Genomic DNA, 13,550 nt, shown 5'->3' on the forward strand with positions numbered 1-13,550 from the left:
ATTTAAGATGCGCATCAAACAAGCTGAGTTTATTATCAGTAATACAGACATTAAAAAATGTCCTAAAGCTGATATGCCCGAATATGCCTTTATTGGTCGCTCGAATGTGGGCAAATCTTCTTTAATAAATATGCTAACGGAGAGAAAAAGTCTAGCTAAAGTTTCAGGCAAACCAGGAAAGACTCAGCTTATCAATCACTTCCTAATAAATAAACATTGGTATCTTGTAGATTTGCCAGGATATGGTTATGCTGGAGTATCCAAAACTCAACGCTATGAGTTTGCTCAGTTTATCAAAAAGTATTTACTAAAACGAGAAAATTTAATGTGTCTGTTTGTCCTCTTGGACTCTCGCCTAAAACCACAAGCTATTGATTTAGAATTTATGCAATGGTTAGGCGAAAACGGCATTCCTTTTGTAATCTGCTTCACCAAGCAAGACAAAATGTCTAAAAAAGAAAGTACAGAAAATCTGATTAACTACAAGAAAGAATTACTCAAAAGCTGGGAAGAACTCCCTCAAATATTTTTAAGCTCAGCCACTAAAAAGAATGGTAAAGAAGAAATTTTAACCTTCATAGCAAATACTAACGAGCTTTTTAAATCAGCGCAATAATTTTTCAGCAAAATGGTGACAAAAGTCACGCATATCGGCTGCCATTTTATCCTCATTAGTTGCTCTTTCTAAAGTATCTGCCATAGATACTAAGGTCTGATGAAAAAAGTGCTTCATCTCATCGGTTCGCATTTCTTTAGTCCACAAATCTATTCGTAAAGTATCTTTAGATTTATTGTCCCAAAAAGACAGAAAGGCCGCTTTACACTCACTTAAATCCTGACCTCCATCGGAAGCTTCCCAAAATAGTTTTTCAGGAATATTATTGTCGTCTAATTGTACATTTATTTTAATTTGAGATTCTTTAGCACTCATTATGGTTTGTATTTAGATTGATTTAAAATGTATTGGGCGTCCTTTATTTGAAATAATTCTGAAATGGTAACTTCAGTATTGTTTTGCATAAACTCATTAACGATATTCCAGCCTACCCAAACTGCAACTTGTCCTGGCGATTCATGGGGCATACCCTTGGAATAAGGGGCAGGATTCATATATTTACTAATTATAAATTGATCCTTGGTGTAGAGCAAACCTTCCTCAATTAGGAATTTCCATATTGAAAATTCACTGTTTTCACACCACTCCATTTGCGTCTGTGTAAAACCCATGGTAATATGAGGTGGGGCATCGACTAAAAATTCATTAAGAGTATATTTTATTTTTCCATAATGAATCATTTGAGCCAAAAAACTATCAAAAGAAACAGGAAATTCAGCCTCCAACCAACCATTGACAGCAACAGAAGTTAGATATTCTGACTGAAATTGATGATGCATATATTTTGGAAATTTATGAATCAAATTGGAATAGTAATTATCATTACCTAAAAACATCTCTAAGCCAATTCCTAAGGTGCTGTCCGTAGCAATAGCGATATAATTAAAGCCTCCAAAAAAAGTAACAATTGTCGGAATTGTCTTATTTGGAAATGCCATGTGATAATGGTAAAAAGCCCTTGACAATTTCTTATGTTGAGTACTAAAATCTTGGTACTGATTAATTACATCTTGATAGGGCTTGGCAAAATCTTGTTCTTGCTGAAAGGCCCTCAAAGAATCGGCAAATGATTCGGCAGGTAAAAAAATCACATTTTGACTATAAACCTCCCAAAAGTAGCCGTACTCATCAGCATAATCATCATAAGACGCATTATAAGGGTCAGTTGCATAAATAGTATCCAAGCGTTTTACTTCAAGCTCAAAATTGGTAGATTCATCATGTACACAAGACATGATTAGAAAAAGTGAAATAAAGACTAAATAATAGATGTTCTTTTTCATGATGTAAAATTACGATTTATTACCTTTGTACTGCTATGCAAACTAAAGAATGCGTTAATTACATCACAGATTGGCTTTTGAACTACTCAAAACAATCTAAGACTAAGGGATTTGTGGTTGGTGTTTCAGGTGGAATTGACTCTGCAGTAACTTCAACTTTAGCCGCCAAAACTGGACTAGAGGTCTTGTGCTTAGAAATGCCTATTCACCAAGAAATTAATCAAGTCAACAGAGCCAACGAGCATATAAATTGGCTAAAAGAAAACTATAACAAGGTGTCTTCTTTACGTATAGACTTGGGAGAAACCTACGACTGTTTTAAGCATACTGTTAGTAATGATATTCAAGGCGATAGCCATCAAATGGCATTAGTCAATTCTAGAGCAAGACTAAGAATGACAACATTATACTATCATGCACAACTCAATAATTATTTAGTGGCAGGAACGGGCAATAAAGTAGAAGATTTCGGTATTGGTTTTTACACTAAATATGGTGATGGCGGAGTAGATTTAAGTCCTATTGCGGATTTACTAAAATCTGAAGTTTTCGAAATCGGCAAAGAACTTGGCATAATAAACTCCATCCTTACAGCTGCACCAACCGATGGTTTGTGGGGTGATAATAGAACAGATGAAGACCAAATTGGGGCAACTTATCCAGAACTAGAGTGGGCTATGAGCTTTGAAGGAAATACTGATACTTTAAACAAACGTCAGCAAGAAGTTTTAGACATTTATAATCGCTTAAATAAAGCTAATAAACACAAGATGATACCCATACCAATTTGTGAAATACCCAATCATTTGAAATGATGAAATAGACCTCCTCAAAGCCCTTTAAATGAAAAAACATCAATTAGCTTTCAAATCCGTTTTACTCTTATTTTTGGTATTAAACTCATCCAACTCTGTAGGTCAAATCACTAAAGTAAAAGGTAAAGTTTTAGATGAATCTAACAATCCTATGCCTTTCGTAAATATCAATTTTGTGAATTCTCACATTGGCACAACTACCGATTTTGATGGTATGTATTCTATTGAAACTAAATGGGCAACAGATAATTTGTCAGCATCTTTCTTGGGCTACCAAAAAGAAGTTAAAAACATCGTGAAGAACAAAAATCAAATCATCAACTTTAAACTGAAAACCAATTCGGTAAAACTCAAGACCGTCAATATTGTAGAAAAGAAAAAATTGAAGTATAAAAACAAAGGAAATCCAGGTGTTGAACTCATCAGAAATGTAATTGCCCAAAAAGAGAATAATCACGAACACTCTCTTGAGTATTATGAGTGTGATAAATATGAAAAAGTAGAATTTGACTTAAATAATTTCTCCGAAAAAATAGTCAATAATAAACTCACTAAAGATTTTCAATTTGTATTTGAACATTATGTAGATACTTCAGAAATTAATGGTAAACCATTTATTCCATTTTTTATTAGAGAAAACCTATCCAAAGTCTATTATAGGAAACAGCCTGAGAGTCAAAAGGAATATATGTATGGCACTAAAATGAGTGGTCACCTGAACCGATTTGATAGTGACGGTATTGGTCACTTTATGAAAAAACTTTATTCTGACATTAATATATACGACAATCAAATTATTCTTTTTGGCAATCATTTTCCTAGTCCTATAAATGCCATAGCCCCCAACATTTATAAATACTTTATCATAGATACACTAGCAGTCGAAGGTGTTAATTGTATCAATTTAGGTTTCTCACCACGCTCAAAATCTGATTTTGCATTTACAGGTAATCTTTTCATCATCAACGATAGCACTTATGCAATTCGCAAAGTAGAAATGGGAATTAATGAAAACATAAACCTCAACTTTGTTAATGATTTACAAATTGACCAAGACTATATAAAGGTCAATGAATCTAAATGGATGCTGAAAAGAAACAATATATTCATAGATTACAGTTTATCAGAAAAACAGACAGGAATACTGGGTAAAAAAACCGTTTCTTTTCAAAATTATGTTGTCAATCAATGTAGACACGACTCCATATATTCAACTAAGAGTGATTTAATACATGTAGATAATAAAAATAACGTAAGTGAAAACTATTGGAATCAAAATAGACACGAAAACCTGAACAGCCAAGAAGAAGGGATTTACACTATGATTGATAGCATTCAAAATATCAGAACCTTTAAAATAATTTCGGAGGCAGCTTCTATTCTTACTTCTGGTTGGATAAATTGTAAATGGTATGAACTCGGAACAGTGGCAACTTTTGTTAGCTGGAACGAAATTGAAGGTCTAAAATTGAGAATTGGTGGCAGAACAACTACTCTATTCAATGAAAAATTTCAGCTAAAGGGACATATTGCCATAGGCTTAGGAGATTTGAGAATAAAGTACCTCGGTGGTATGGATTATTCACTCAATGACAATTACCTTAAAAATCCACAACACAAAATTTACGGAAGTATTTCTAGAAGGACATTTTTTCCGGGTCAATTTCTAGAAAAGCTAGACCACGATAATTTTTTATTGTCTTTTAACAGTGGTATTTCTGATAAAATGTTGCTCATTCATAAATTGCAGTTAGGCTATTTGAAAGAATTTGTTGGGGGCTTTTCATTGGACATTAAATTAGAGAATAAACGCTACAAGCCATTAGGGAATTTATTTTTTGTAAACGGTTACGGAGAAAAAGACTATCATATCAACACAGACGAATGTGCTATAAAAGTTAGATACGCACCTCACGAAAAATTTTATCAAACCAAAAATGGAAGACGTAGAATAAGTAGTAAACACCCTATTTTTATTGCAAAGCACACTATGGGAGTTAAAGGGTTTTTTAACGGAGAGCATCAGTTTTCAAAATCTACTTTTGAAATAATCAAGAGAATATATGTGCCACTAATGGGGCATTCTGATGTCAATGTAGAAGTCGGTAAGTTTTGGGGCAAAGCACCATTTCCATTGTTACAAATCCCTATTGCTAATCAATCTTTGGGTTATCAAAAAGAGGCTTTTAACACCATGAATTTTATGGAGTTTATAAATGATGAATACCTTAGTCTAAGGTGGTCTCATTTTTTTAAAGGTGCTATCTTTAACAAGTTGCCCTTGCTCAAACACCTCAAGGTGAGAGAAGTTATAGGCGTTAAAGCACTATTGGGCAAACTAACTGACACCAATAATCCTAATATGGATAAAAGTTTGCTGCAACTTCCTACAGACTCTAATGGTAAAGCGACTACTCATATCCTTAACGGCAACCCCTATATTGAGGCGAGTATAGGAGTAACCAATATTCTCAAATTCTTTAGAGTAGATTTAATAAAAAGACTGAATTATCTTGATGAAAAATACGAAGTGACTTCCTTATTAGGACAAAGAGGACTAACAGTCCGTTTTAGTGCTAAATTCGATTTTTAGTCGATTGTCCAAGTGTTAGACCCTTTTAGTAAATCGTCTAAATTACCTTGACCTTTTTGCTCAATAGCATTGTCAATTTGTTGTACCAAAGCATCTTCGTAAGTTGGTCTATCTTCAGAATAAAACACCCCAAAAGGACGTGGAAAATCAGCATCAAAGAAACGTGTTAGCAAACCCGCTTTGACTCTATCTTTTTCATCGTGAACCCACAAATCATCAATAGAGCAATCTTCTAATGAAACAATGATAGGCTTAAAGCCGTCCAAACGAATACCTTTATCTTTATTTTCTCCAAACACTAAAGGTTGTTCGTGTTCTAAAAACAGGGTTTGATTCATTTTTGTGGCTTTATCCGTCATGCTAAAAAATGCCCCATCATTAAAGACATTACAATTTTGATATATCTCTAGTAAAGAAGTGCCCTTATGACTGTTAGAGCGCATTAACATTTCTCGCATATGCTTAGGGTCTCTGTCCATTGTTCTTGCAATAAAGGTTGCATCAGCACCCATACACAAGGCTAAAGGGTTAAAAGGATGGTCTATCGACCCCATTGGTGTAGATTTCGTCTTTTTACCTTTTTCGGAAGTCGGCGAATATTGTCCTTTAGTTAATCCATAAATTTGATTGTTGAACAACAAGACATTGGTATCAAAATTTCTTCTTAGTAAATGAATCAAGTGATTACCACCAATAGATAATGAATCGCCATCACCAGTAATTATCCAAACGCTTAAGTCGGGGCGTGCTGCTTTTAGCCCACTTGCTATAGCCGTTGCTCTACCATGAATAGAATGCATACCAAAGGTTTCCATATAATACGGAAAACGTGAAGAACAGCCTATTCCTGAAATGAATACAATATCTTCTTTAGGCACATTGATTTCTGGCATTACCGACTGCACTTGTTTTAATATGGAATAATCCCCACAGCCAGGACACCAACGTACTTCTTGGTCAGAAGAAAAATCTTTTGCTGTATATACCTTATTCTCCATCGTGCAATTCTATAATTCGGTTTTTAATTTCTCTTGCTTCAAATGGTATTCCCTGAATTTTATTCATTGGAATAGCATCTATAACGTACTTATCACGTATCAGTTTTATCAATTGACCGTTATTTATCTCCGGTATCAACACCTTATCGTAAGCTCGTATTAGACTCTCTAAATTTTTAGGAAACGGATTAATGTAACGCAAATGAGCATGAGCTACTGAATATCCTTCAGCCAATAATTCTTTGACTGCTGTTTTTATTGCGCCATAAGTCGAACCCCAAGCTAGTACAAGGACTTTAGCTTTTTCTGAACCAGCATCTAACTTCTGATTAGGAATGAAATCAGCTATACGTTCCACTTTTTCGGCTCTAGTTTTCACCATTAATTCGTGGTTACTAGAATCGTAGGAAACATTGCCCGTCAAATTTTCTTTTTCTAAGCCCCCTACTCTATGTTCAAAACCTGACATACCAGGAATAGCCCATTCTCTTACTAATTTATCATCTCTTTTATAGGGCAAATAATCCGTATTTTCTTTTTTAGTCATCGGCACTTTTATAGACTGAAGGTCTTTAGACTGAGGGAATAACCAAGGCTCTGCACCATTAGCAATATATCCGTCAGATAAGAAGAATACAGGTGTCATGTGTTCTATTGCAATGCGACAGGCTTCTAAAGTAGCCTCAAAACAATCCGATGGTGTACTAGCCGAAATGATTGGTACAGGTGCTTCACCATTTCTACCATACATAGCTTGTAACAAATCGGCTTGTTCTGTTTTGGTTGGCAAACCCGTTGAAGGCCCACCTCTTTGTACATTAACAATAACTAAAGGTAGCTCTAGCATAAATGCCAAGCCTATAGCTTCTCCTTTTAAAGCTACACCAGGTCCAGATGTTGCCGTAACTCCTAGTGCACCACCAAAAGATGCTCCTATACTTGCGCTTATAGCCGCTATTTCATCTTCGGCTTGGAAAGAACGTACGCCAAAGTTTTTATGTTTGGCCAATTCGTGTAAGATGTCTGATGCAGGAGTTATAGGATACGATCCATAAAATAAGTCAAGACCTGACTGCTGAGAGGCAGCAATAAGACCCATAGCCGTAGCTTGATTACCCATTATATTGCGGTAAGTTCCTGATGCCATTTTTGCAGGTTTCACCTCAAACCTACTACTTGATATTTCACATGTGTTAGCAAAATTATAACCGGCTTTGAGCACTCTAGTATTGGCTTCTAAAACATCTGGTTTATTCTTGAATTTCTGTTTTAAGAAATCTATGGTATGCTCTAAAGAGCGGTTGTACATCCAATAGACAAAACCGAGGACAAACATATTTTTGCAACGGTCCTTTTCTTTGACGCCCAATGTAACATCAACCAAACATTCTCTAGTTAGTTTAGTTACATTCATTTCACTTACTCTATAATCTGCAAGAGAATTGTCTGTTAATGGATTTTCATCATCTGCAAAACCAGCCAGACGCAAATTTCTTTTATCAAAGCCATCGGTATTGAGGATTATTGCTCCTCCTTTTTTCAATCGCTTGAGGTTGGCTTTTAGTGCTGCCACATTCATTACTACCAAGACATCGCATTCATCACCGGGTGTAAATATTTCAGTACTTCCAAAAGAAATTTGGAAACCTGACACTCCGGCCAGTGTGCCTTGGGGTGCTCGTATCTCAGCAGGAAAATCAGGGAATGTACTGAGGTCATTACCATACAAAGCGGCGGTATTAGTAAACTGCGAACCTGTTAATTGTATTCCATCTCCTGAATCACCAGCGAAGAAAATAACTACTTTTTCTACTGTTTCTTGAGTCATTAATCCTCTAATTTATCAATATCAACTACTTTCTGAACCTCAGGTAGAACCTTTTTGATAGCTTGTTCAACACCAGCTTTTAAAGTCATCATACTGACTTGACAGTTGCTGCATGCACCAAGTAATTTTACTTTTACTATGTAATCGTCAGTAACCTCAATAAGACGTATATCACCACCATCCGATTCCAAAAAGGGACGAACTTGTGCTAAGGCATCTTCTATTTTATTAATTACTGTTGAATCAGTTATTATTCCCATTATTAATCTGTTGAACAACCGTTAGTGTTTGTAATTTCAACACGTTTAGTTGCCTCTAATTGGTTTCTTTTATTCATTTCTTCCACTACTTTATCAGCAAAATCTAAAAAGACAATGGCTGCTGGTGTTGAACCTTGCAAAACAGCAGGGCGACCAGCGTCAGCGGCTTCTCTAACACTTTGCACTAGTGGTATTTCAGCCAATAAAGGGAGTTCTAGTTTTTCAGCTAGTACTCTAGCTCCTTCTTGACCAAAGATATAATATTTATTGTTCGGTAATTCTTGTGGCGTGAAATATGACATGTTTTCTACTATCCCAAGCACAGGAACATTGATTGAATCCATTTGAAACATGGCCACCCCTTTACGGGCATCTGCTAATGCAATATTTTGAGGTGTACTCACGACAACAGCAGCACCAACAGGTATAGACTGCACCAAAGACAAATGGATATCACCAGTACCGGGCGGCAAGTCTATAAGCATGTAGTCTAAGTCGCCCCAATCGGTATCCCAAAGCATTTGATTCAAAGCCTTGGACGCCATAGCACCACGCCAAACTACAGCTTGGTCAGTATTGGCAAAAAATCCGATAGATAATAACTTTACACCATAACTTTCTACTGGTAAAATTTTTCGTTTACCATCCACCTCTCTGCCATTAGGCTTGGCTTTTACCACATCAAACATAATGGGCATAGAAGGCCCATAAATATCAGCATCGACTAAACCTACTTTGTAGCCTTTATCGGCAAGTGCTACGGCCAAATTTGCCGTTACAGTAGATTTACCAACACCACCTTTGCCCGAGGCAATAGCTATGATGTTTTTAACGCCAGGTATTTCGTTGCCCCTTATTATATTGGGTTTTTTTTCTGCTGCCTCGACTACGATATTGACCTTTACATCGGCCTTTTCATAAACGTGCTGATGGATAGCTTTTATGCAATCTACCTCTACTTTCTTTTTGTATTGAAGTGTTGGATTATCAATAACGATATCTAGCACAACCTCTGTACCAAAAATTTGAATATTACGAACGGCATTGGTAGAAACTAAATCTTTGCCACCACCGGGCAATGTGAAGGTTGATAATGCTTTTAAAAGCTGTTCTTTACTTATTTTCATCGGGAACAAAGATACGCAATTGCCGCTTTATTTAGAATGATTCAACTTAATTCTTTGCTAGGGTCCCAAAAGACATTTTGTAAGTCTTGAATTTGATTGTCGAGAACCTCTATACCTTCATTTTCTAAAAGCTGTTGCATCAAAGTGATACCATCAAAGTGAAATTTGCCAGTGAGTAAACCTTGCTTATTAACTACCCTATGAGCAGGGATTTCAACGGTATTGACCTTGTTTAATGCCCAGCCTACCATACGTGCAGATTGTGGGCTACCTAAATACTTGGCAATAGCACCATAGCTCGTTACTCGTCCTTTAGGAATTTGAATAACGACCTCATACACTTTTGAGAAGAAATTATTTGATGGCATATTTTTTAACAAAATTAAAGTAGTTTTTTTGATTTTTGATAGAAATTTATTAGTTTTCCAAGCCCTATATATTTTAAACATGAAAAACTATGTCTTCCGTCTTCCGTCTTCCGTCTTCCGTCTTTTGTTTTTGTTTTTTTATTTCGTTTCAACTTCAAGCTCAATTAAATTCAGAACAACTAATACGAGTTCATAATTTTTCAAGTGTCACCAATTTAAACAATGTAGCTAACCCATTAGCAGGTAACCTAGCATGTGTTCAAAACAATTTTTATTACTACGATGGCAGTCAGTGGCGAACAGTATGGAATACATTAGGCAATGACAATATTGGCACTAATAATTTTTTAGGCACTACAAACAACGCTTATTTAAAGTTTTACACAAATAATGTGAAGCAAATGGTGGTTGGGTATGGTAGAATTGGAATAAATACAGGAAGCCCAGGGCATCCATTTCATATTGATGGGGGAAGTACGAGCATAAATGATGATTTTATAATTGCTACTAACGGCAATGTAGGAGTTGGAGTTGTACCAACTGAGAAACTACATGTAAATGGCAACATTTTAGCTAACGGAACTATAACTCCCGATTATGTATTTGAACATTATTTTGAAGGCAGGTCTGTTACAAACCCTAACTATAAATTTTTAACATTAGAAGAAGTAGAATATTTTGTTAAAAATCACAAACACTTACCGGGAGTTCCCTCAGCAAAAGAAATTAAACAACAAGGAGGGATTCTTGTTAATAAAGCTACTGAAATAAATCTCGAAAAAATAGAAGAATTACACCTTTACCTTTTCGAATTGTACGAAGAACAAAATGAAATAGAAATGCAGCTGATTGAATTGGAGAATAGAATTAAATAACCCAAATATATATCTTGCCATGAAAAAAAGCAAACTTATGTCTGTTGTAGTGCTTATGAGTTTTGAAATAGTCATATGGGCACAGACCTCTGAACAACTAATACGACTACACAACATTTCTACAGAATTTGATTTACCTGCAATAGGTAATATTAATTCAAACCCACCCTACAAGGGCTCTTTACTTTACGTTTCTCAAGAGAAAAACATTTACAAATACAATGATAATCAATGGAGAACTACTTGGAATAGTTTAGGCAATAGCAATATTGATTCCCAAAATGGATTTATAGGCACAATTGAAAATTCCGATTTGAGATTTAGAACCAATAATGCCCAAAGAATGGTGGTGAAAAATGATGGTAAAGTAGGGATAAACCTAAATAATCCAATGGGTAGGTTTCAAGTTAATACCGCTAGCTTGACTACTAATACGTATATAAGCACAGGAACTGCATCGTCTAATGCCAACAATTGGCTAACAAACGGTGTTCCGCAAAATGCAAATGATAATCTTAGTTGGACATATTGGACCTCAGCTAATGTTGCTTGGAATTGGGTCAATTATTGGTATAGAATTGACTTAGGCGAAAATAACGCACAAGTGGTTAACAAATATCAAATAATAAAACAATTTAATCATCACCATCCAACTAGATGGGAATTTCAAGGATCAAATGATAATATTAATTGGGCAAATTTAGATGTTCAACACGGCTCAACAACTTGGAATTGGGGAGGTAGTATAACACGCACATTTCCAAACTCAACACCATATAGATACTACCGTTGGTTTATGCATAGAGGTTTTTACAGTGGCTCAGGATGGAGTGGTGGCTTTTCAATAAAAGAGTTTAAATTATTTCTTTCTGGAGATCCAGACGGCACAAATCTAACAGATGATTTTATCGTTGCTACTAATGGTCACGTTGGTGTAGGTATTGCACCTACAGAGGCTTTACATGTCAATGGCAACATTTTGGCAAGTGGAACGATTACCCCTGACTATGTTTTTGAAAAGTATTACGGGAGCAATAGTATTACAAAGCCGAACTACACCTTTAATTCTTTAGAAGAAGTCAAATCATATGTTAAAGCAAATAAACATTTACCTAACGTAGCATCAGCACCAGAGATAGAGCAACAAGGCGGCATAATAGTTAATAAATCTACTGAAAGTAACCTTGAAAAAATTGAAGAATTATACCTCTACTTTTTTGAGGTCAAAGAAAAATACAATCGTTTAATAAAGCGATTAAACAAATTACAAAAACTCTTTGAAGAAACTCAAAATTAAATCAAATGAACTTTCAAATTAAACTATACAGCTATGCCATTATATATTCTATCTTAATGTTTAGTGGTCAACTACTTTATGCTCAAACCCAAACAGCTAGAAGTTTACTATGTATCCATGAGCTTACGAATTTAAGTAGTTTAAATGCCATAACTTCACCTCAAAGAGGTAATATCGTTCATATGCAAGACAACTTATACTATTATGATGGCTCTAATTGGCGAGGGGTTTGGAGTGATTTTGGCAACCGTAATATTGGTAATAACGGTTTTATAGGCACTACCAATAATCGAGATTTAAAACTTAGAACTTACAATGTGGAAAGGATGATTATTAAAGCCAATGGTAATGTGGGAGTAAGGCTTAGTAATCCAGAACATCAATTTGTAGTCAAAACCCAACAGTTTTTTGTTGTAGCAAATAATGGCAGAGTTGGTGTAAACACTAATTCGCCCACCGAAAAACTTCATGTAACAGGTAATATTTTAGCAAGTGGTACTATCACACCTGACTATGTGTTTGAACACTATTTTGAGGGCGAAAGCCCAAGCAAGCCTGACTATATTTTAAAGCCCATAGAAGAAGTAAAAACATTTGTTAAAGAAAACAAACATTTACCTGGTGTTCCTTCTGCTCAAGACATCAAAAAACAAGGAGGTATCATAGTTAATAAAGCCACAGAAATTAACCTTGAAAAAATTGAGGAATTATACCTTTATTTGTTTGAACTGGAAGAAGAAAACATTAAAATTGAAAAACGTATATCTTACTTAGAAGAAAAATTAAAAGAGTTAGGAAAATGAATCTATTTCAACCTAAACCTCAAATAAGTAATAGGCATATTTTTTTCTAGAAACAATTGCTCGTAATGGGTTTTTATCTCCATATTTTCTCTTTGCAATACAGCATTGTAAATGTCGTGTTCGGCATCTTCTAAGTGGTGCTGATGACCTTCAATAATTCCTAATGTATAACCGTGTAAAAATTGGCTATCGGTTTTTAGGTGAATCAATCCCTTGTCTTGTAAAATATTGGAATAGCGTTCTAAAAATACAGGGTGTGTCAATCTATTTTTTGCTCTTTTCTTTTTGATTTGTGGATCTGGAAAAGTAATCCAGATTTCATCGACTTCACTCTTAGCAAAACAGTATTCTATAAATTCTATACGTGTTCTTAAAAAAGCTACATTAGATATGCCATCATTGACTGCATCACTTGCACCTTTCCACATACGTGCTCCTTTAACATCTACACCTAAAAAGTTTTTTTCAGGATATTTCTTGGCCAAACCCACCGAATATTCACCTTTTCCACAGCCCAACTCTACAACTAAAGGATGGTCGTTTTTAAAAACTTCAGACTTCCACTTGCCTTGGATTGAAAAGCCTGACTTTAATTCTTCAAATGTAGGCTGAAAGACATTAGGGTATTCTGCCATTTGAGAAAACTTACGGAGTTTGTTCTTTGCCAATGCTAAAAATTTTATGCTA

General features: G+C 35.3%; 14 protein-coding genes. 6 read left to right on the top strand and 8 right to left on the bottom strand.

The window, feature by feature from the left end; translation table 11 throughout:
* Positions 1–7: 7 nt before the first annotated feature.
* On the top strand, positions 8–616 hold the full coding sequence (locus tag ISP71_02290) for a YihA family ribosome biogenesis GTP-binding protein (GenBank protein ID MBL6662909.1): 609 nt from the start codon (positions 8–10) through the stop codon (positions 614–616).
* Here ISP71_02290 and gldC read toward each other — a convergent pair.
* Together gldC and ISP71_02300 are read right to left on the bottom strand one after the other, a co-directional pair.
* Positions 605–931 carry a gliding motility protein GldC gene (gldC, locus tag ISP71_02295; GenBank protein MBL6662910.1) on the bottom strand — a complete coding sequence of 109 codons (327 nt, stop codon included), beginning with the start codon at positions 929–931 and terminating at the stop codon, positions 605–607. The two genes, ISP71_02290 and gldC, sit on opposite strands and share 12 nt — an antisense overlap.
* A complete protein-coding gene (locus ISP71_02300; protein ID MBL6662911.1) occupies positions 931–1,899 on the bottom strand; it encodes a hypothetical protein in 969 nt (322 codons plus the stop codon). Before ISP71_02300 ends, gldC begins: the two co-directional genes overlap by 1 nt.
* Positions 1,900–1,934: 35 nt before the next feature.
* On the opposite strand from ISP71_02300, the gene nadE reads away from it, so the two are divergent.
* Both nadE and ISP71_02310 read left to right on the top strand, forming a co-directional pair.
* Complete coding sequence (gene nadE, locus ISP71_02305) at positions 1,935–2,714, top strand: NAD(+) synthase (GenBank protein ID MBL6662912.1); 780 nt, start codon at positions 1,935–1,937, stop codon at positions 2,712–2,714.
* Between the two features lie 28 nt (positions 2,715–2,742).
* Positions 2,743–5,307, top strand: a complete 2,565-nt coding sequence (locus tag ISP71_02310; protein ID MBL6662913.1) for a carboxypeptidase-like regulatory domain-containing protein — start codon at positions 2,743–2,745, stop codon at positions 5,305–5,307.
* Here ISP71_02310 and ISP71_02315 read toward each other — a convergent pair.
* From ISP71_02315 to ISP71_02335, 5 genes are read right to left on the bottom strand one after another with little or no spacing between them, the layout of a single operon-like run.
* Positions 5,304–6,305: a 2-oxoacid:ferredoxin oxidoreductase subunit beta gene (locus ISP71_02315; protein MBL6662914.1), complete on the bottom strand. Its 1,002-nt coding sequence runs from the start codon at positions 6,303–6,305 to the stop codon at positions 5,304–5,306. The two genes, ISP71_02310 and ISP71_02315, sit on opposite strands and share 4 nt — an antisense overlap.
* Entirely contained in the window at positions 6,295–8,133 is a 1,839-nt protein-coding gene (locus ISP71_02320) for a 2-oxoacid:acceptor oxidoreductase subunit alpha (GenBank protein ID MBL6662915.1), read from the bottom strand. Before ISP71_02320 ends, ISP71_02315 begins: the two co-directional genes overlap by 11 nt.
* Positions 8,133–8,393 carry a NifU family protein gene (locus tag ISP71_02325; GenBank protein MBL6662916.1) on the bottom strand — a complete coding sequence of 87 codons (261 nt, stop codon included), beginning with the start codon at positions 8,391–8,393 and terminating at the stop codon, positions 8,133–8,135. Before ISP71_02325 ends, ISP71_02320 begins: the two co-directional genes overlap by 1 nt.
* Before the next feature lie 2 nt (positions 8,394–8,395).
* Positions 8,396–9,520 (bottom strand): Mrp/NBP35 family ATP-binding protein, encoded by a 1,125-nt coding sequence (locus tag ISP71_02330; protein ID MBL6662917.1) that lies wholly within the window; start codon positions 9,518–9,520, stop codon positions 8,396–8,398.
* Between the two features lie 41 nt (positions 9,521–9,561).
* Positions 9,562–9,888, bottom strand: a complete 327-nt coding sequence (locus ISP71_02335) for an MGMT family protein (GenBank protein ID MBL6662918.1) — start codon at positions 9,886–9,888, stop codon at positions 9,562–9,564.
* 89 nt (positions 9,889–9,977) lie between these two features.
* Here ISP71_02335 and ISP71_02340 point away from each other — a divergent pair, with 89 nt between their 5' ends.
* The 3 genes from ISP71_02340 to ISP71_02350 are packed head-to-tail and all read left to right on the top strand — an operon-like array spanning position 9,978 to position 12,863.
* A complete protein-coding gene (locus tag ISP71_02340) occupies positions 9,978–10,763 on the top strand; it encodes a hypothetical protein (protein MBL6662919.1) in 786 nt (261 codons plus the stop codon).
* 19 nt (positions 10,764–10,782) lie between these two features.
* On the top strand, positions 10,783–12,060 hold the full coding sequence (locus ISP71_02345; protein MBL6662920.1) for a discoidin domain-containing protein: 1,278 nt from the start codon (positions 10,783–10,785) through the stop codon (positions 12,058–12,060).
* 5 nt (positions 12,061–12,065) lie between these two features.
* On the top strand, positions 12,066–12,863 hold the full coding sequence (locus ISP71_02350) for a hypothetical protein (protein ID MBL6662921.1): 798 nt from the start codon (positions 12,066–12,068) through the stop codon (positions 12,861–12,863).
* Between the two features lie 2 nt (positions 12,864–12,865).
* Here ISP71_02350 and trmB read toward each other — a convergent pair whose 3' ends face one another.
* Positions 12,866–13,531 (bottom strand): tRNA (guanosine(46)-N7)-methyltransferase TrmB, encoded by a 666-nt coding sequence (gene trmB / locus ISP71_02355; GenBank protein ID MBL6662922.1) that lies wholly within the window; start codon positions 13,529–13,531, stop codon positions 12,866–12,868.
* Positions 13,532–13,550 lie beyond the last annotated feature (19 nt).

The organism is Flavobacteriales bacterium, assembly GCA_016779995.1.
In the GTDB taxonomy this organism is placed as follows: Bacteria; Bacteroidota; Bacteroidia; order Flavobacteriales; family UBA7312; genus UBA8444.

Bases quoted from the DNA above. Each gene is read 5' to 3' on its own strand.
- ISP71_02315 (MBL6662914.1), bottom strand. From the start codon at position 6,305: ATGGAGAATAAGGTATATACAGCAAAAGATTTTTCTTCTGACCAAGAA.
- ISP71_02340 (MBL6662919.1), top strand. From the start codon at position 9,978: ATGTCTTCCGTCTTCCGTCTTCCGTCTTCCGTCTTTTGTTTTTGTTTT.
- nadE (MBL6662912.1), top strand. From the start codon at position 1,935: ATGCAAACTAAAGAATGCGTTAATTACATCACAGATTGGCTTTTGAAC.
- ISP71_02320 (MBL6662915.1), bottom strand. From the start codon at position 8,133: ATGACTCAAGAAACAGTAGAAAAAGTAGTTATTTTCTTCGCTGGTGAT.
- ISP71_02310 (MBL6662913.1), top strand. From the start codon at position 2,743: ATGAAAAAACATCAATTAGCTTTCAAATCCGTTTTACTCTTATTTTTG.
- ISP71_02335 (MBL6662918.1), bottom strand. From the start codon at position 9,888: ATGCCATCAAATAATTTCTTCTCAAAAGTGTATGAGGTCGTTATTCAA.
- ISP71_02290 (MBL6662909.1), top strand. From the start codon at position 8: ATGCGCATCAAACAAGCTGAGTTTATTATCAGTAATACAGACATTAAA.
- gldC (MBL6662910.1), bottom strand. From the start codon at position 931: ATGAGTGCTAAAGAATCTCAAATTAAAATAAATGTACAATTAGACGAC.
- ISP71_02350 (MBL6662921.1), top strand. From the start codon at position 12,066: ATGAACTTTCAAATTAAACTATACAGCTATGCCATTATATATTCTATC.
- ISP71_02345 (MBL6662920.1), top strand. From the start codon at position 10,783: ATGAAAAAAAGCAAACTTATGTCTGTTGTAGTGCTTATGAGTTTTGAA.
- ISP71_02325 (MBL6662916.1), bottom strand. From the start codon at position 8,393: ATGGGAATAATAACTGATTCAACAGTAATTAATAAAATAGAAGATGCC.
- ISP71_02300 (MBL6662911.1), bottom strand. From the start codon at position 1,899: ATGAAAAAGAACATCTATTATTTAGTCTTTATTTCACTTTTTCTAATC.
- ISP71_02330 (MBL6662917.1), bottom strand. From the start codon at position 9,520: ATGAAAATAAGTAAAGAACAGCTTTTAAAAGCATTATCAACCTTCACA.